This is a genomic window from Acidovorax sp. SRB_14, assembly GCF_012932145.1.
Lineage (GTDB): Bacteria > Pseudomonadota > Gammaproteobacteria > Burkholderiales > Burkholderiaceae_C > Simplicispira.
Genome location: NZ_MWOK01000016.1, coordinates 22,646 through 38,250, shown reverse-complemented (window position 1 = coordinate 38,250; position 15,605 = coordinate 22,646). Strand labels below are relative to the sequence as shown.

Here is a 15,605-nt window from a genome sequence, read left to right as displayed (position 1 = left end):
CCCGCGCTTTCTCCAGCCTGCACCCTGCCGGCTTCGCTGGGCCTTCGCGTGCCGCCGGAGCTGGAAATGGCCAGAACACACGGTCTGGCCCACGCTCGGGCGCCTGGGGCGAAGGCTGCCTCGGGGGAGGCCTTCGGCACCTCACCGCCCGTGCCTGAACACCGACGCGGCTTCGTCGAGGCGCTGGGCCTGCTCGCCCAGCACCTGGCTCAGCTGGGCGTTGTGCTCGACCTGCACCGCATTGAGCTGGGTCATTTGCTCCAGTTGGCCGAGCGCCTGGTTGATCTGCGCCACGCCGTGCGCCTGCTCCCGGCCGGCCAGGCGGATGTCTTCCATCATGGTGGCCACGCGCTCGACGACCTGCACGGCTTCGGTCAGCGTGTGGCCGGCCGCTGCCACGGTGCGATGGCCCGCCTCGACCTGCGCGGTTGACGCATCGATGAGCTGCTTGATCTCCTTGGCAGCGCCCGCGCTCTTGATCGACAGCGCGCGCACTTCCGCGGCCACGACGGCAAAGCCCTTGCCCTGCGCTCCTGCGCGTGCGGCCTCGACCGCGGCGTTGAGTGCGAGGATGTTGGTCTGGAACGCAATGGAGTCGATCAGGCCGGTGATGTTGGCCACCTTCTGGCTCGATGCCGAAACGCCGCGCATGTTTTCCTGCGCCTGCGCCACCATGGCGGCGCTTTGCGCTGCCACCTGTACCGCTTGCGCCGCCATCTGCGCCGCCTGTGCGGCGGTCTCGCTGTTGCTGCCGATGGTCGCAGCCAGCTGTTCGTTGGCGGCGGCGGTTTCTTCGAGGCTGGCCGCGGCCTCACGGGTGTGGTGGGCCAGTGCATCGTTGCCGTGCTGCAGGTCGTCCGCGGCGGTGCGCAGGCGCACCACCTTGCCCTGGATGTCGCTGACCAGCGAGATGAGGTTCAGCGATGCCTGCTCGATGCCGCGCATCACCGCGCCGATCTCGTCGCAGCGGTGCAGGAACAAGGGTGCGGCGCGCTGGCCGCTGGCCACGGCTTGCGCTTGCGCCACGAGCTGTTGCAGCGGCCCATGCACCGCCGTGCGCAGCCACCAGCCGCTGAGCAGCACGGCCAGCGTCCAGCCCACCATGGGGGGCCATGGCAATGCCGCAGGCCCCCCCACCGACGCCATGCCCGCCAAGCCCGCCAGCCACAAGGCCCCCAGCCCCAGGCGCATGCGCATGGCCAGCGACACGAAGCGCCAGCGCGCGCACCAGCCCATCAGGCTGATGCGCACCACCTGGCCGCGCCGCAGGCCGAGCTTTCGGCCTCCCGCGCGGATCTCGCGGTAGGCCTCCTCGTGCGCGGCTACGCTGTCGCGGTCGGGCTGGGTGCGCACCGAGAGGTAGCCTGTCACGTCACCCTGGTGGCGGATGGGCGCGGCATTGGCGCGCACCCAGTAGTGGTCGCCATCCTTGCGGCGGTTCTTGACCAAGGCCGTCCAGGTGCGACCGCTTTGGATGGTGGCCCACATGTCGTCGAACGCCGCAGGCGGCATGTCGGGGTGCCGCACCAGGTTGTGGGCTTTGCCATACAGCTCGTCGCGCTCAAAGCCGCTGCAGGCGATAAAGGCATCGTTGGCATAGGTGATGCGTCCCTGCAGATCGGTGGCAGACAGCAAGGTCTCGTGCTCGCCGACCGGGTACTCGCGCTGCGTGACGGGGCCGTTGTGTTTCATGGGAGAGAGGGCAGGTCAACGTTCAGGGCATCCAAAGAAGCCGCCGCGCCCCGGCACGGTGCCGGGGGCGTGGAATTTATTGTGGGAAGTGACCATGTCAGGCGATAGCGCGCCTGCACCCGGCAGCCCTGTAACGGCAGCTGATGTGATCGATGTCACCGCAGACCGCCTGCGCTGTGCGGAAAAAGCGACGCCAACCTGGCCCGCGATGCGCCCCGCGTGCCGGCGCGCCCCGTGGCCTAGTGCAGCGGGGGAGAACCCGGTGCTGTGCTGTGCCGCAGCAGTCTGGGCAGGTGGAGGTCGCAGTAATAGCGGCCGCTGCGGCTGACGTCGCCGTCTTTTTCGAGCCGGGCAAAGGCGCGCGTGATCGATTCGCGGGTGGTGCCCAGCAGCGCGGCCAGGGTGGTCTGGTTCGGCAGGCGCACCCGCAGGCTGCGCTGCAGGTCGCTCAGGTGCAGCAGTGCCCCGGCCAATTGCCGCGCCACGCCGTCACCGTGGCTCAATTGGCACCAATTGAAATGGCTCTCGAACGCCTGCGCCATCGCCTCGGACATGCGGCCGAGGAACACGGGGTTTTCGAGCAGTCCGCTGCGCCGCAGCGATGCGGTGGACAGCTCGCAAAAACGGCCTTCCAGAATGCCGACGTGCGTGACCGGATTTGGCCGGCCCAGCAGCCCAAAGCTGCCGATCACCGTGCCGCGCCCGAGCATGCCGATGGGCTGGCGCTCGCCGTAGCGGGATTCGCGGCACAGCATGGCGGCGCCCGACTTGACGATGCGGATCGCGGTGGAGGTCGAGCCTTGCGCCTGCAGCACATCGCCCGCGCGGAAGGGGTGTTCCTGGATCTGCAGTTCGGCCGCGGGATGGCCTGGGATGCGGGTCGCCGGACAAGACGGCTGCGCAGAGCAGTGCTCGCAGTTTCGGGGCGCCACAGCAGCGGCCCCAGCCGCGTCCGAGGAACGGGCGCTCATGGCTGGTGCAGACCGGCGGGGCAAGGCGTCAGCATGTGGGCGGTGGGCGTGTCCATGGTTCCAGCAAAAGCGCAAGCAGAGTCGTGCACGGGATGCGGCGAGAAACGATCTGCATGCCGGCAAAAGCGCCTATTGTCGCCAGTTGCCTTGCCAGCCCCCGCTGGAGGGGCACAGAGGGGTCCACCCGGCGTGTGGGCGGCTGTACCCCCGCATCGGGCCTGCTGCGGCCGGCGGCGGGGAAATGGTTGCTATCAATCCAGGAGCTTCTTGGGCTTGCCCATCAACGGCTGGAGGCGTTTTCTCTCCATTCCGGCGCCATCATGCGGCGGCCGGCCGGCGGTTGACCAGAACAATGCCTGACGCCACCAGTGCCAAGGCCACCAGCAGCCCCGGCGTGGCGGGTTCGCCGAGCCAGCCTGCGCCGAACAGCAGCGCACACACGGGCGTGAGAAACACGAACACCGAGATCCGGGTGGCCGGGTAGTGCGCCAGCATCCACATCCACGCCAGGTAGCTGACAAAGGCGCCGACCAGCGCCTGCAGCAGCAGCGATGCCCACGCAAAGGCGCTGAGGTCGAGGCTCCAGCGCTCGCCCAGCGCCAGCGACAGCAGCGGCAACGCGGCCGCGCTCACCGCCACCTGGTAGAGCAACTGCTTCTCGGGGGCCGTGCGCCCCAGCGGCGTGGCGCGGATCACCGCCGTGGTCAACGCCCACAGCAGCCCGCCCAGCAGGCCCAGCGCGTCGCCCAGCCAGGCCAGGGCCGGGCGCTGGCCGCCCAGCAGTCCGTCGCCCAGCGCCAGGCCCACGCCGGCAAAGGCGGCAGCCAGGCCCAGCCACTGGCCGCCGTGCAGCCGCTCGCCCGGCACGAAGCGCGGCAGCAGCAGCGCGACCCAGAAAGGCGCGCAGTACAGGAACACCGTGAGCCGCGAGGCCGTCGTGTAGTGCAGCCCGACGTAGATGCAGGCGAATTCGGCGGCGAACAGCGCCCCGGCGAGCAGCCCGGCGGCCGCCGAGCCGGCCGGGTCGCCGCGGTGGCCCAGGCGCACGCCGCGCCACAGGCACCACGCGGCCACGGCCGCGGTCGCGATGGCAAAGCGCACAAAGGCCTGGAACACCGGCGCCACCTCGGCCACCGTGACCTTGACCAGCACCTGCTGGAAGCCCCAGAACAGGCAGCAGCCCAACAGCAGGGCGATGGCGAGGGCGTCGAGGTGGCTTTTGCGCGGGGAAGGCATGGGGCATTATCCAAGCGCCTCGGGCCGCTGCCGCGCCGCTCACGGACACGCCCGGACACGGGACCTGGGCGGGCGCACGGTACACTTTGCGGCTTTCGAATACCACAAATCCATGGCCGTTGACACGGTGCGCGCCGCGCACACCAGCTTTGACCTCAAGAGCGCCTCGCTGCCGGTGGTGGCCGTGGTGCTCAAGTCCGCCGACGCTGCGCTGCTGGCCACCGACCTGGCCCAGCGCATGGCCGACGCCCCCGATTTTTTCGACAACGACCCCGTGCTGATCGACCTGGCGCCGGTGCGCGAGGCGGACGAGGCCATAGACTTCCCGGCCATCGTGGCGCTGCTGCGCCGCTTCCACACCGTGCCGGTGGCAGTGCGAGGGGGCAGCCCCGCGCAGATGGCGGCAGCGCTGGCCGCCGGCCTCACGGCCGCGCCCGAGGCGCCGCCCGCGCGGGCCGAGCCCACCGAACCGCCCGAGGTGGTCCACGAAGTGCACGAGGTCGAGGTGGTGCGCGAGGTGCCCGTGCCGGGCCCCGGCACCGTGGTGGTCGACAAGCCGCTGCGCTCGGGCCAGCAGGTCTATGCGCGCGGCGCCGACCTGGTGGTGCTGGCCGTGGTCAGCTTTGGCGCCGAGGTGATCGCCGACGGCAACATCCACGTTTACGCACCGCTGCGCGGCCGCGCCATCGCCGGCGCGCGCGGCAACACCGGCGCGCGCATCTTCACCACCTGCATGGAGCCGCAGCTGGTCTCCATTGCCGGCATCTACCGCACCACCGAGGTCGCCATTCCTGCCGACATCGTGGGCAAACCGGCCCAGGTGCGCCTGGAGGGCGAGAAGCTGCTCATCGAGCCGCTGTGAGCCCCCCGCATTCCGATTTTCTGAACCAACCCAAAGGGATTTGCAACACATGGCCAAAATCGTCGTCGTGACCTCCGGCAAGGGTGGCGTGGGCAAAACCACCACCAGCGCCGCATTTGCCTCGGGCCTCGCCTTGCGCGGCCATAAGACCGCCGTGATCGACTTTGACGTCGGCCTGCGCAACCTCGACCTCATCATGGGCTGCGAGCGGCGCGTGGTGTACGACATCATCAACGTCATCCAGGGCGACGCCAACCTGCACCAGGCGCTGATCAAGGACAAGAACAGCGACAACCTGTTCGTGCTCGCGGCCTCGCAGACGCGCGACAAGGACGCGCTGACCCAGGACGGCGTGGGCCAGGTGCTCAAGGACCTGGCGGCCATGGACTTCGACTTCATCGTCTGCGACTCGCCCGCCGGCATCGAGAGCGGCGCGCTGCTGGCGATGCACTTCGCCGACGAGGCCCTGGTGGTGACCAACCCCGAGGTGTCGTCGGTGCGCGACTCCGACCGCATCCTGGGCATGCTGGGCTCCAAGACCCAGCGCGCCATCGACGGTGGCGAGCCGATCCAGGAGCACCTGCTGATCACGCGCTACAACCCGGGCCGCGTCGAAGACGGCCACATGCTCTCGCTCGACGACATCCAGGACATCCTGCGCATCAAGCTCATCGGCGTGATCCCCGAGTCCGAGGCCGTGCTGCAGGCGTCCAACCAGGGCCTGCCCGCGATCCACCTCAATGGCACCGACGTGGCCGAGGCCTACAAGGACGTGATCGACCGCTTCCTCGGCGAGGACAAGCCGCTGCGCTTCACCGACGCGCAAAAGCCCGGTTTCTTCAAGCGCATTTTCGGTGGGAGGTAAGCCGCCATGTCCCTGCTGTCCCTGCTCCTCGGAGAAAAGAAAAAGACCGCCAGCGTCGCCCGCGAGCGCCTGCAGATCATCCTGGCGCACGAGCGCAGCGGCCGCAACGCTGCCGCGCCCGACTACCTACCCGCGCTGCAGCGCGAGCTGCTGGCCGTGATTTCCAAGTACGTGTCGATCAACGCCGATGACATCAAGGTGCACCTGGAGCGCCAGGACAACCTCGAAGTGCTCGAAGTCAAGATCGAGCTGCCCGAGACCGCGCGCGGATAGCTTGGGGCCAAAATGGCCTCAAACGCTTTCTGGCAAAGCGCTTGCAGCTATTGAAGCAATAGCAATCTAGAGCGGGTGCTCGGTGTAGAAGCGCCCGCCGTGGTACAGCAGCGGCGGCACGCCGGCCTGGTGCGTGCAGCGCTCGACCTCGCCGACGAAGATCACGTGGTCGCCCTCTTCGTGGCGGCTGCGGTTGAAGCACTCGAACGTGGCCAGCGCGCCTTCGAGCAGCGGCGCGCCGTTTTCGCCCGGCGTGTGCGCCACGCCGGCCCAGCGGTCCACGCCGCGCATGGCAAAGCGCTCGGCCAACGGCTTCTGGTGCGCCGCCAGCACGTTGATCGCATAGTGCGCACCCGCGGCAAACACCGGCAGCGACGCGGCCTTGCGCGCCAGGCTCCACAGCACCAGGGGCGGCGTGAGCGACACCGAATTGAAGGAATTGGCCGTGAGCCCCGTCAGCTGGCCCTCGGCGCTGCGCGCCGTGACGATGGTCACGCCGGTGGCGAACATGCCCAGGGCCGCGCGAAATTCGCTGGAGGAAAAACTGGGCGGGCGGAGCAGGGCAGAACGGGGCACGGGAGAGGGGGCGGAAGTGGGGCAGTCGCAGGCGGGGCCGGCTATTATGGTCCGGGCACCGAAACGCTGCAGCGCACCGCGCCCCCCACCACATGTCCATGCTTCCCACCTTCACCTCCCTGGGCTCGGGCGCCGCGGTGCTCATGCTGCACGACGCCGACGGCGGGCACCTGAGCTTTGCGCCCCAGGTGGAGACGCTGGCGAGCGCCGGCTACCGCGCCGTCGCCTGGGACATGCCGGGCTACGGCCACAGTGCCCCGATCGAGCCCTACGGTTTCCAAGGCCTCGCGCAGCGCTGCCTGGCGCTGATGGATCTGTTGCAGCCCACCACCGCGCTGACCCTGGTGGGCCACGGCCTGGGGGCGATGCTGGCGCTGGAGGTGGCGCTGCGCCACCCGGCGCGCGTGCGCCGGATGGTACTGTGCGCCGGCGGCCCGCCGCTGGACGCGGCGGCCGTGCGCGACTGGGTGGCGCCGCGCCTGCAGGCGCTCGACGCGGGCCACGGCATGGAGCAGATCGCGCAGACGCTGGTGCCGCAGGGCATCGGCCCGGGCGCGCTGCCCGAGGGCGTGCGGCTGGCCAGCCACGCCATGGCGCAGGTGCACCGCGCCACCTACCGGCGCGCGCTACAGGCGCTGGTCGCGTTCGACCGCCGCGCGGCGGCGCTCTCGCGCCTGCACCTGCCGGTGCTGCTGCTGGGCGGCGCCCATGACCGCTGCACGCCCCCCGAGGCCCTGCAGGCGCTGGCCCATGTGCTGCCCGATGCGCGCCATGCCAGCCTGCCCCAGGTCGGCCACTGGCCGCAGCTCGAAGATCCCGACGGCTTTGACGCCGCGCTGCTCGACTTCCTGGCCCGCCGGCGCACGCTGCACTGAGGCAGGGCGGCGGCGCGCCGCGTGCCGATGCCCGCAAGAGACCGCAGACCGCCTGTGGCGCCTACGCCGGCATGCGCGTGCGCTGCGGCGGCACCGGCGCCCGGTCCATGCCCAGGAAGCCGAACTGCATGGCAGGGCGCTCGCCGCTGATCAGCTCCGCCAGCGCCTTGCCCGAGCCCGCGCCGTGCGTCCAGCCCAGCGTGCCGTGGCCGGCGTTGACCCAGAGCCGGTCCACGCGCGTGCGGCCAATGTAGGGGATGTTGGTCGGCGTTGCCGGGCGCAGGCCGGCCCAGTACTGCGGATCGCCGCCCTGCTCGGGCGTGCGCGTGTCGCAGACGCCGGGCAGGATTTCCTCGATGCGGCGCGAGAGCATGTGGCAGCGCGCGCGCGCCACCGGCGTGTCGAGCGAAAGGTCGTAGCCGCCCAGCTCAATGGTCCCGGCCACGCGCAGCACGTTGCCCAACCGGCTCATGGCGATCTTGCGGCCGTCGTCGATGGTCGAGACCAGCGGCGCGCCCTCGGGGCGCAGCAGCGGGAAGGTGGCGCTGTAGCCCTTGCCGGGGTAGATCGGCAAGTCCACGCCGACGCGGCGCAGCAGCGGCGCGCTGTAGGAGCCGCAGGCCACGACCACGGCGTCGGCCTTCAGGGCCTGGTATTTGGACTGTTTTTGGCCTCCAGCGCTTTCCTGGCGTGCGCTGATAGCTACGGATTCAATAGCATTGCCGATTTTGTTCAGGCGCAGCACGTCGTGGCCGTAGAGGAACCGCACGCCGCGCTCGGCACAGCGCCGGGCCAGCGCCTGCGTGAACACGCGCGCGTCGCCGCTTTCGTCGGTGCTGGTGTAGGTGCCGCCCGTGATGTGCGCGCCGTAGGCGCGGAAAGCGGGCTCGATCGCGAGCAGCTCCTCGCGGCTGACCAGGCGGCGCTGCACGCCGTACTTGCGCATCAGCTCGACGGCGCTCCCGGCCTCGTCGAAGGACTTCTGGTCGGTGTAGAAATGCGCGATGCCGCGCTCTAGCCGGTGGTATTCGATGCCGGTGGTGCGCACCACGTCCTTGAGCGCGGCGTGGCTGTAGGCGCCCAGCGCGACGATCTGCTGCACGTTGCGCTCGAAGGCCGCGTCGTTGCACTGCGCGAGGAACTGCAGGCCCCAGCGCCACTGCTGCCAGTCGAGCTGCGGGCGAAACAGCAGCGGCGCCTCCTGGTCGAACATCCACTTGAGCGCCTTGAGCGGCGCCTCGCGGTTGGCCCAGGGCTCGCAGTAGCTCACCGAGATCTGCCCGGCGTTGGCGAAGCTGGTCTCGAGCGCGGCGTCCGGCTGGCGGTCGACGACGGTGACCTCGTGCCCGCGCTCGAGCAGGTGCCAGGCCGTGCTGATGCCGATGATGCCGGCGCCCAGAACAATGGTTTTCATGGGGCGCAGTGTGCGACACATTGCCGGGCGCCAACAGCAAAATTAAACTTGTTCTAAAAGCATCAGTTGCTCTAATAGAGTAGCCGAGCCCGCTCTCCCTGTTCCTTCCCTGACCTGGCCTGCCATGAGTTCCTACGATCCCACCGCCCTCGAATGCCTCGCCGCCATCGTTGAAGAGGGCGGCTTCGAGCGCGCCGCGCAGCGCCTGAACGTGACCCAGTCGGCCGTGTCGCAGCGCCTGCGCGCGCTGGAGACGCAGGTCGGCTCGGTGCTGATCGTGCGCAGCCGCCCGCTCAAGCCCACCTCGGCGGGCCAGCTGCTGCTCAAGCACACCAAGCAGCTGCGCCTGCTGCGCGCCGACCTCGAACGCGATCTGCAGGACCTGGCCCCCAGCGCGCCGGGCGGCGGCCGCGAGGACGAGCGCATCGCCATCGCCATCAACGCCGACAGCATTGCCACCTGGGCGCTGGACGCGCTGCAGGCCCTGGTGCACCAGCGGCTGCCGCTGGAGATCGTGGCCGACGACCAGGACTTCACCCAGGAGTGGCTGCGCTCGGGGCAGGTGCTCGGCTGCGTCACCACGCTCGGGCAGGCCCTGCGCGGCTGCAAGGTCGTGCCGCTGGGGGCCATGCGCTACGTCGCCGTGGCCTCGCGCGATTTCGCCCAGCAGCACCTGCCCGACGGCCTGAATGCGCACAACTTCCGCAAGGTCTCCTTCCTGTCGTTCAACCGCAAGGACGACATGCAGGCCGAGTTCGTTGCGCGCGCCTTCGGCCTCAAGCGCGTGGCGCTCAGCCACCTGTTCGTGCCCAGTTCGGAAGGCCAGGTGCGCGCGGTGGCCGCGGGCTGGGGCGCGGGCGTGGTGCCGGAGCTGCTGGTGCGCCAGCGGCTGGCCAGCGGCGAGTTCGTTGACCTGGCGCCGGGCCACGCGCTGCCCATCGCGCTGTACTGGCACTGCTGGAATCTGGAGTCGCAGGTGCTCGATGCGCTGACCCAGGCGCTGCGGGCGGGCGCCGGGCGGGCGCTGGCCTGACGGGTTGGCCGCAAGACCGGCGTGGATGCACGGCTACTGCGGGGTTGCCGATTAACCATGGCGATCTGTTTTTTGCCTGCGCTGAATAAGATAGCGCCATGACCACCGCACCGCCCCGGCGTTCCTTCAAGGAGCACATGCACCTCGCACGCGAGGAAGCCATCCTGCAGGCGACCTGCCAGCTGCTCGGCGAGAAGGCGTTCGATGCCATGACCATGGACGACGTGGCCCAGGCCGTGGGCATTGCCAAGGCCAGCCTGTACAAGCATTTCGGCAGCAAGGAGGACCTGTGCTGCGCCGCCATGGTGCAGGTACTGGGCCGGGTGCGCGCCTACCTCGCCTCGCTCGATGGCGCCCTGGCGCCGACCGACAAGCTGCGCGCCGTGGTGCGCTGGTCGCTTGAGCGCCTGCTGGCGCAGGAGATGCCGCTGCTGCCCAGCCGCAACTCGGCGCTGCGTGCGGTGCTGATGGCCGACCCGAACTACCTCGCCGGCCTGGTCGCCGTGAGCGACCAGCTCGGGCAGTGGATCACCGAGGCCCAGGACCAGGGCGCGGTCGACACCACGCTGCCGCCGCTGGCCGTGCTCTACACCCTGTACGCGCGCGCCTGCGACCCGGTGGTGGGTTTTCTCAAGGACAGCGGCCAATACCAGGATGCCGAGATCGTCGACCTCGTGCTGCGCTCCTGTTTCGACGGCCTGCGCGCGCGCTGACGCGGCACACGGCGGCCCGCCATGAAAAACGCCCGCGCAGGCGGGCATCGGTGCGGTGCGGCGATCCACCCGCCGGCACGCAGGCCGAGGGCGGACGCCGCAGCGGGTGTCCCAGCTTCAGCGCACGATCAGCACCGGCACGCCGCTGTGTGCCAGCACCTGGGTGGTGACCGAGCCCATCACCAGCGTGGCCAGCGCGCCGTGGCCGTGCGAGCCCATGACCAGCAGGTCGAACTTGCCGTTGTCGGCCACCTTGGCGATGGTCTCGCCCACGGGGCCGACCTTGACGATGCGCTGCGGCTCCACCCCCTTGCGGCTCAGGAACTTGGACACCGGGCTGATGACCTTGTCGGCCTCATCGGCGTAGTACTTGTCCACCACGGCCTTGCCCAGCGCGGCGCGCGCGCGCGCCGGCAGCGCGGGCTGCACGGTGAGCACGCTGTAGCTGTGCGAGCCGCCCAGCAGTTCGTCGTGCGCGGCCAGGTAGGCGAGCATTTTCTTGGTGTACGCGCTGCCGTCGACAGCAAGCAGGATGTTCATGCAGTTCTCCCAATCCGATAAGTCAGTTTTACAAAAGGCGGTGGGGCTGCAGGGACCCGCTACCGCCGCGGTCGCTGGGCATCATAAGGTGACGCAGCACTGCGCCAGGAAGCGCTCCTGCTCGTTTTTGCGCGCATAGCCCAGCGGATTGGCGACCACGCGGCACTGCCAGGGGGTGCCGTCGCGGCGGCGGCCCGCCACGCTGTAGTCGCTGGGGGCGTGCAGGTGGCCATGCAGCCATAGCTGCGCGTGTTCCATCAGACCGTCGAGCGCGTTGCAAAAGCCCGCGGTGCCGGGCACCAGGCCATAGCGCGGGTCGGCGCTGCGCAGGCTGGGCGCAAAGTGGGTGATGGCCACGGTGGGCCCGTCGAAAGAAGATGCCAATGCGGCGCGCAGCCACTGCTGGCAGAGGAGCCCCTGCGCGCGCACGGCGTCTGCCAGGAAGGGCTGGCCCGCGCGCGTGCCGCCGGTCTTGCGGAGGTAGAAGTTGGCGGCGCGGAACGCCTTCTCGCGCATGCGCAGGCGCCGCGCCAGGTCGGTGCAGCCCTCGTGTTCGGCGAGCGCATCGAAGTCGCTCCACAGCGTGGTGCCGACAAAGCGCACGCCGCCCAGCACGGCGGTCTCGCGCTCCAGCCAGACCAGGCCGAGGCGTTCGCAGGTGGCGCGCAAGCGCGCATGGGCGGCGTCGAAGTCCTGGGCGTCGTATTCGTGGTTGCCCGGCACGAACAGCACCGGCGTGGGCCAGCCCGCGTACTGCGGCAGCGGCGAAAAGCGCGCCAGACCGAAATCGCCATCCTGCAGCAGCGAGCTGGTCTGGTACGAGCCGATGTCGCCGGCCAGCACCAGCAGGTCGGCGCCGGGCGCGGGTTCGGGCACGAAGCCGGGGTGTACCTCAAGGTGCAGGTCGGACAGCAGCTGGATCTTCATGGGCGCCATTGTCGGCGCCGGCCGAGCGCTCCACCACGGCACGCAGCCATTCGTGCGCGGCGCCGTGGCGCCGGCGCAGGTGCCACAGCGCGTCCACATGCACCGTGGGCAGGGACAGCGGCAGCGGCCGCCAGACCAGTTCGCCTTCCAGCCCGGTGACGCCAAAGAAATGCAGCGGCAGCACGGTGAGCAGATCCGAGCGGGCGACCACGCGCCCGGCGGTGAAGAACTGGTTCACGGTGAGCACGATGCGCCGCTCGCGCCCTAGCGCGGCCAGCGCCTCGTCGGTGAAGCCATACGGCCGGCCCGAAAAGCTCACCAGCAGGTGGCGCGCGGCGCAATAGGCATCGAGCGTCAGCGGCGCATGGGCCAGCGGGTGGTCCTTGCGCATCAGGCACACGTACTCGCCGTCGTACACGCGCTGGTGCGCATAGGCCACCGGTTCGCCCGCCTGCCGCTGCGCCGTGAGGTCGGTCAGCACGGCAGGAAAGTAGCCGATCGCCAGATCGGCCACTTCGTCGTCGAGCAGGCGGCGCGGGTCGCGCGTGGCCAGGGGCAGCACGCGCACCGACACGCCGGGCGCCTCGGCGGCGAGGATGCCCACCATGCGCGGCATCAGCGCCGCCGCGGTGGCGTCGGCCATCGCCAGCACAAAGGTGTTGTGTGCGAGCCGGGGGACGAACTCTGCGGGCACCAGCGCCGCTTCCAGCTGCGCCAAGGCCTCCTGCACCACCGGCCACAGCGCCAGGGCGCGCGGCGTGGGCTCCATGCCCGTGGCGCCGCGGCGCACGAGCTCGTCGTCCAGCGCCTCGCGCAGGCGGCGCAGTGCATTGCTCACGGCCGGCTGCGTGAGCGCCAGCTTGTGCGCCGCCTGCGTCAGGTTGCGCTCGGCCATGACAGCGTCAAAGACGCGCAGCAGGTTCAGGTCGAGCCGGCGAAACGCAGCAGTGGACATGCGATAACGGTATTCATGGTGTGAATGGCCATCATCACCAACCTAAAGTGGACAGATGCCTGGGTAAACCCTAGGATTGACCCATCGCACCCACACAGTGCTGTTGTTTGAAGGACTCCACCATGACTTCCCTGGCCCACAACGCCGTTTTCACCTCGTATTCCGCTCCGGCCAAGACCCCGGCTCCTGCTGCCGAGCGTGTGGTGCACAGCACCGTGTTCTCGGCCTATGGCGCGGCGGAATCTGGCGCGATCTCCCCCGCGGTGGGCCGCTTGCGCGCACGTTGGAATGCCTGGCGCGCTGCCCGCAAGCTGGCCCGCGAAGAGCGTGAACTGTGGGCGCTGGCCCAGACCGACCCGCGCATCATGACCGACCTGATCTGCGCCCTGAACCGCCAAGACTGAACGCCCGGCCCAGCGCCGCGCCACTGTCCCACCGCGCCGCGTGCGCGGTTTTTTTGTGCCCGCAGCGACCGCAGACGTTCAGAGGATCTGAGTCTTTGCCGCGGAGACCCGCGCAGAGCGGGGATTTCTGGCCCAAAAAACAGCCACCCGGCGGGTGGCTGTTGCGCGGTGGGCGGCGCGGCGCTGCTGCGCCTTGCACCGCGCTGGCGCCTCAGGCGCCGAGGCGTGCCTCGATGGCGGCGCGCGTCGCCAGCAGTTCCCGGGGCAGGCGCTCGGCCAGCTGGTCAAAGTGTGCGTCGTGCAACTTGAGTTCGTCCTGCCAGGCCGCCGTGTCGATCGCGGTGACGGTCTCGAACTGTGCGGGGCTGAAGTCCAGGCCGGTCCAGTTGATCTCCGCGTACTGCGGCGCCACGCCGAACATGGTCTGCTGGCCTGCGGCCTGGCCTTCGATGCGGTCGATCATCCACTTGAGCACGCGCATGTTCTCGCCGTAGCCGGGCCAGACGAACTTGCCGTCCTCGCCCTTGCGGAACCAGTTGGTGGTGTAGATGCGCGGCAGCGTGGCGCCGCTGGCCTGCACCTTGGTGCCCAGGTCCAGCCAGTGCTGGAAGTAGTCGCTCATGTGGTAGCCCATGAAGGGCAGCATGGCGAACGGGTCGCGGCGCACCACGCCCTGCTGGCCGGCGGCGGCGGCGGTGGTCTCGCTGCCCATGGTGGCGGCCATGTAGACGCCTTCGGTCCAGTTGCGGGCCTCGGTCACCAGTGGCACCGTGGTCGAGCGGCGGCCGCCGAAGATGAAGGCGTCGATCTTCACGCCCTTGGGGTCGTCCCAGGCCTCGTCCAGCGCCGGGTTGTTGGTAGCGGCCACGGTGAAGCGCGCATTGGGGTGGGCGGCCTTGGCGCCGGTTTCCTTGGCGATCTGGGGTGTCCAGTCCTGGCCTTGCCAGTCGATCAGGTGGTCGGGCAGGCTGCCCGTGTCCTTTTCCATGCCTTCCCACCACACGTCGCCGTCGTCGGTCAGCGCGACGTTCGTGAAGATCACGTTCTTGTCGAGGCTGGCCATGCAGTTGGGGTTGGTGTGGTAGTTCGTGCCCGGGGCCACGCCGAAGTAGCCGGCCTCGGGGTTGATGGCGCGCAGCGAGCCGTCGGCCTGAGGCTTGATCCACGCGATGTCGTCGCCGATCGTCGTGACCTTCCAGCCGTCAAAGCCGGTGGGCGGCACGAGCATCGAAAAGTTGGTCTTGCCGCACGCCGAAGGGAAGGCCGCCGCGACGTGGTACTTTTTGCCCTCGGGGTTGGTCACGCCCAGGATCAGCATGTGCTCGGCCAGCCAGCCCTGGTCGCGCCCCATGGTCGAGGCGATGCGCAGCGCAAAGCACTTCTTGCCCAGCAGCGCGTTGCCGCCGTAGCCCGAGCCGTAGCTCCAGATTTCGCGCGTTTCGGGGTAGTGCACGATGTACTTGGTCTTGTTGCAGGGCCACTTCACGTCCGTCTGGCCTGCGGCCAGCGGCGCGCCCACGGTGTGCACGCAGGGCACGAAATCGCCGTCGGTGCCCAGCACGTCGAACACCGCGCGGCCCATGCGCGTCATGATCTTCATGTTCACGGCCACATAGGCGCTGTCGGACAGTTCGATGCCGATGTGGGCAATCGGGCTGCCCAGCGGGCCCATGGAGAACGGCACCACGTACATGGTGCGGCCCTGCATGCAGCCGTCAAACAGCGGCGCCAGCGTGGCGCGCATTTCGGCCGGCGCCATCCAGTTGTTGGTCGGGCCGGCGTCTTCCTTCTTCTCTGAGCAGATGAAAGTGCGGTCTTCGACGCGGGCCACGTCGCTGGGATCGGACTTGGCCAGGAAGCTGCTGGGGCGCTTGGCGGGGTTGAGCTTTTGCAGCGTGCCGGCATCCACCAGCTGCTGGCACAGGCGGTCGTACTCGGCCTCGCTGCCGTCGCACCAGTAGATGGCGTCGGGCTTGCACAGCGCCACCATGTCGGCCACCCAGGCGAGCAGGCGCGGGTGTTTGACATAGTCGGGAGCATTGAGGGCCAGGCCCTGCATGTGGGGGGAGTTCATCGGGAGCTTCCTTAAGTTGAAAAACGGTTTTTTCAAAGGAAGCGGACCGGCGGGCGCGTTACAGGCCTGCGTTGGCGCGAGCGCCAAGCGCTGCCTTTGAAAAAACAGCTTGGGCTCAGCCGGCAGGTGTGATGGCCCGGTGCTGCACCAGCGGCTGGGGTGACGATTTTATGAAGCCGTCCGGTTTTTGTCTGT

The 15,605-nt window shown here is 69.3% G+C and carries 16 protein-coding genes; 7 read left to right on the top strand and 9 right to left on the bottom strand.

Translation table 11 applies throughout. The features are described 5' to 3' along the window. Positions 1–141: 141 nt before the first annotated feature. The 3 genes from B2J86_RS12905 to B2J86_RS12895 all read right to left on the bottom strand — a co-directional run bounded on the left by B2J86_RS12905 (position 142) and on the right by B2J86_RS12895 (position 3,899). Positions 142–1,692, bottom strand: coding sequence for a methyl-accepting chemotaxis protein (locus tag B2J86_RS12905; protein ID WP_169167912.1), 1,551 nt, complete (start codon positions 1,690–1,692; stop codon positions 142–144). A gap of 239 nt (positions 1,693–1,931) precedes the next feature. Continuing rightward, a complete protein-coding gene (locus B2J86_RS12900) occupies positions 1,932–2,663 on the bottom strand; it encodes a Crp/Fnr family transcriptional regulator (protein ID WP_173025798.1) in 732 nt (243 codons plus the stop codon). Positions 2,664–2,981: 318 nt separating this feature from the next. After that, on the bottom strand, positions 2,982–3,899 hold the full coding sequence (locus B2J86_RS12895) for a DMT family transporter (RefSeq protein ID WP_169167914.1): 918 nt from the start codon (positions 3,897–3,899) through the stop codon (positions 2,982–2,984). Between the two features lie 112 nt (positions 3,900–4,011). On the opposite strand from B2J86_RS12895, the gene minC reads away from it, so the two are divergent. The 3 genes from minC to minE are packed head-to-tail and all read left to right on the top strand — an operon-like array spanning position 4,012 to position 5,899. Continuing rightward, positions 4,012–4,761 carry a septum site-determining protein MinC gene (gene minC / locus B2J86_RS12890; RefSeq protein ID WP_169167915.1) on the top strand — a complete coding sequence of 250 codons (750 nt, stop codon included), beginning with the start codon at positions 4,012–4,014 and terminating at the stop codon, positions 4,759–4,761. Between the two features lie 49 nt (positions 4,762–4,810). Beyond that, positions 4,811–5,626, top strand: coding sequence for a septum site-determining protein MinD (gene minD, locus B2J86_RS12885; protein ID WP_169167916.1), 816 nt, complete (start codon positions 4,811–4,813; stop codon positions 5,624–5,626). A gap of 6 nt (positions 5,627–5,632) precedes the next feature. After that, positions 5,633–5,899: a cell division topological specificity factor MinE gene (gene minE, locus B2J86_RS12880; RefSeq protein ID WP_169167917.1), complete on the top strand. Its 267-nt coding sequence runs from the start codon at positions 5,633–5,635 to the stop codon at positions 5,897–5,899. Positions 5,900–5,965: 66 nt separating this feature from the next. Here minE and B2J86_RS12875 read toward each other — a convergent pair whose 3' ends face one another. Then, positions 5,966–6,409: a flavin reductase family protein gene (locus B2J86_RS12875; RefSeq protein WP_169167976.1), complete on the bottom strand. Its 444-nt coding sequence runs from the start codon at positions 6,407–6,409 to the stop codon at positions 5,966–5,968. Between the two features lie 158 nt (positions 6,410–6,567). Between B2J86_RS12875 and B2J86_RS12870 the strand changes: the two genes are divergently transcribed. Beyond that, the gene (locus B2J86_RS12870) at positions 6,568–7,350 is read left to right on the top strand and encodes an alpha/beta fold hydrolase (protein WP_169167918.1); all 783 of its coding nucleotides are present in this window, start codon (positions 6,568–6,570) and stop codon (positions 7,348–7,350) included. Between the two features lie 61 nt (positions 7,351–7,411). Here the strand turns inward: B2J86_RS12870 and B2J86_RS12865 are convergent, their stop codons facing one another. Then, a complete protein-coding gene (locus B2J86_RS12865) occupies positions 7,412–8,764 on the bottom strand; it encodes a D-amino acid dehydrogenase (RefSeq protein ID WP_173025797.1) in 1,353 nt (450 codons plus the stop codon). 124 nt (positions 8,765–8,888) lie between these two features. On the opposite strand from B2J86_RS12865, the gene B2J86_RS12860 reads away from it, so the two are divergent. After that, positions 8,889–9,797 (top strand): LysR family transcriptional regulator ArgP, encoded by a 909-nt coding sequence (locus tag B2J86_RS12860; RefSeq protein WP_169167920.1) that lies wholly within the window; start codon positions 8,889–8,891, stop codon positions 9,795–9,797. A gap of 98 nt (positions 9,798–9,895) precedes the next feature. Then, a complete protein-coding gene (locus B2J86_RS12855) occupies positions 9,896–10,510 on the top strand; it encodes a TetR/AcrR family transcriptional regulator (protein WP_169636071.1) in 615 nt (204 codons plus the stop codon). A 117-nt stretch (positions 10,511–10,627) separates the two neighbouring features. Here the strand turns inward: B2J86_RS12855 and B2J86_RS12850 are convergent, their stop codons facing one another. From B2J86_RS12850 to B2J86_RS12840, 3 genes are all read right to left on the bottom strand, one after another. Next, positions 10,628–11,050 carry a universal stress protein gene (locus tag B2J86_RS12850; RefSeq protein WP_169167922.1) on the bottom strand — a complete coding sequence of 141 codons (423 nt, stop codon included), beginning with the start codon at positions 11,048–11,050 and terminating at the stop codon, positions 10,628–10,630. A gap of 81 nt (positions 11,051–11,131) precedes the next feature. After that, entirely contained in the window at positions 11,132–11,977 is an 846-nt protein-coding gene (locus B2J86_RS12845; protein WP_169167923.1) for a metallophosphoesterase, read from the bottom strand. Then, on the bottom strand, positions 11,943–12,932 hold the full coding sequence (locus B2J86_RS12840; RefSeq protein WP_169167924.1) for a LysR family transcriptional regulator: 990 nt from the start codon (positions 12,930–12,932) through the stop codon (positions 11,943–11,945). Before B2J86_RS12840 ends, B2J86_RS12845 begins: the two co-directional genes overlap by 35 nt. 122 nt (positions 12,933–13,054) lie before the next feature. Between B2J86_RS12840 and B2J86_RS12835 the strand changes: the two genes are divergently transcribed. Continuing rightward, positions 13,055–13,336, top strand: coding sequence for a hypothetical protein (locus B2J86_RS12835; protein WP_169167925.1), 282 nt, complete (start codon positions 13,055–13,057; stop codon positions 13,334–13,336). A 211-nt stretch (positions 13,337–13,547) separates the two neighbouring features. Here B2J86_RS12835 and B2J86_RS12830 read toward each other — a convergent pair whose 3' ends face one another. After that, entirely contained in the window at positions 13,548–15,410 is a 1,863-nt protein-coding gene (locus tag B2J86_RS12830; RefSeq protein ID WP_173025796.1) for a phosphoenolpyruvate carboxykinase (GTP), read from the bottom strand. Between the last annotated feature and the right edge of the window lie 195 nt (positions 15,411–15,605).

Bases quoted from the DNA above. Each gene is read 5' to 3' on its own strand.
- B2J86_RS12905 (WP_169167912.1), bottom strand. From the start codon at position 1,692: ATGAAACACAACGGCCCCGTCACGCAGCGCGAGTACCCGGTCGGCGAG.
- B2J86_RS12900 (WP_173025798.1), bottom strand. From the start codon at position 2,663: ATGAGCGCCCGTTCCTCGGACGCGGCTGGGGCCGCTGCTGTGGCGCCC.
- B2J86_RS12895 (WP_169167914.1), bottom strand. From the start codon at position 3,899: ATGCCTTCCCCGCGCAAAAGCCACCTCGACGCCCTCGCCATCGCCCTG.
- minC (WP_169167915.1), top strand. From the start codon at position 4,012: ATGGCCGTTGACACGGTGCGCGCCGCGCACACCAGCTTTGACCTCAAG.
- minD (WP_169167916.1), top strand. From the start codon at position 4,811: ATGGCCAAAATCGTCGTCGTGACCTCCGGCAAGGGTGGCGTGGGCAAA.
- minE (WP_169167917.1), top strand. From the start codon at position 5,633: ATGTCCCTGCTGTCCCTGCTCCTCGGAGAAAAGAAAAAGACCGCCAGC.
- B2J86_RS12875 (WP_169167976.1), bottom strand. From the start codon at position 6,409: ATGTTCGCCACCGGCGTGACCATCGTCACGGCGCGCAGCGCCGAGGGC.
- B2J86_RS12870 (WP_169167918.1), top strand. From the start codon at position 6,568: ATGTCCATGCTTCCCACCTTCACCTCCCTGGGCTCGGGCGCCGCGGTG.
- B2J86_RS12865 (WP_173025797.1), bottom strand. From the start codon at position 8,764: ATGAAAACCATTGTTCTGGGCGCCGGCATCATCGGCATCAGCACGGCC.
- B2J86_RS12860 (WP_169167920.1), top strand. From the start codon at position 8,889: ATGAGTTCCTACGATCCCACCGCCCTCGAATGCCTCGCCGCCATCGTT.
- B2J86_RS12855 (WP_169636071.1), top strand. From the start codon at position 9,896: ATGACCACCGCACCGCCCCGGCGTTCCTTCAAGGAGCACATGCACCTC.
- B2J86_RS12850 (WP_169167922.1), bottom strand. From the start codon at position 11,050: ATGAACATCCTGCTTGCTGTCGACGGCAGCGCGTACACCAAGAAAATG.
- B2J86_RS12845 (WP_169167923.1), bottom strand. From the start codon at position 11,977: ATGAAGATCCAGCTGCTGTCCGACCTGCACCTTGAGGTACACCCCGGC.
- B2J86_RS12840 (WP_169167924.1), bottom strand. From the start codon at position 12,932: ATGTCCACTGCTGCGTTTCGCCGGCTCGACCTGAACCTGCTGCGCGTC.
- B2J86_RS12835 (WP_169167925.1), top strand. From the start codon at position 13,055: ATGACTTCCCTGGCCCACAACGCCGTTTTCACCTCGTATTCCGCTCCG.
- B2J86_RS12830 (WP_173025796.1), bottom strand. From the start codon at position 15,410: ATGAACTCCCCCCACATGCAGGGCCTGGCCCTCAATGCTCCCGACTAT.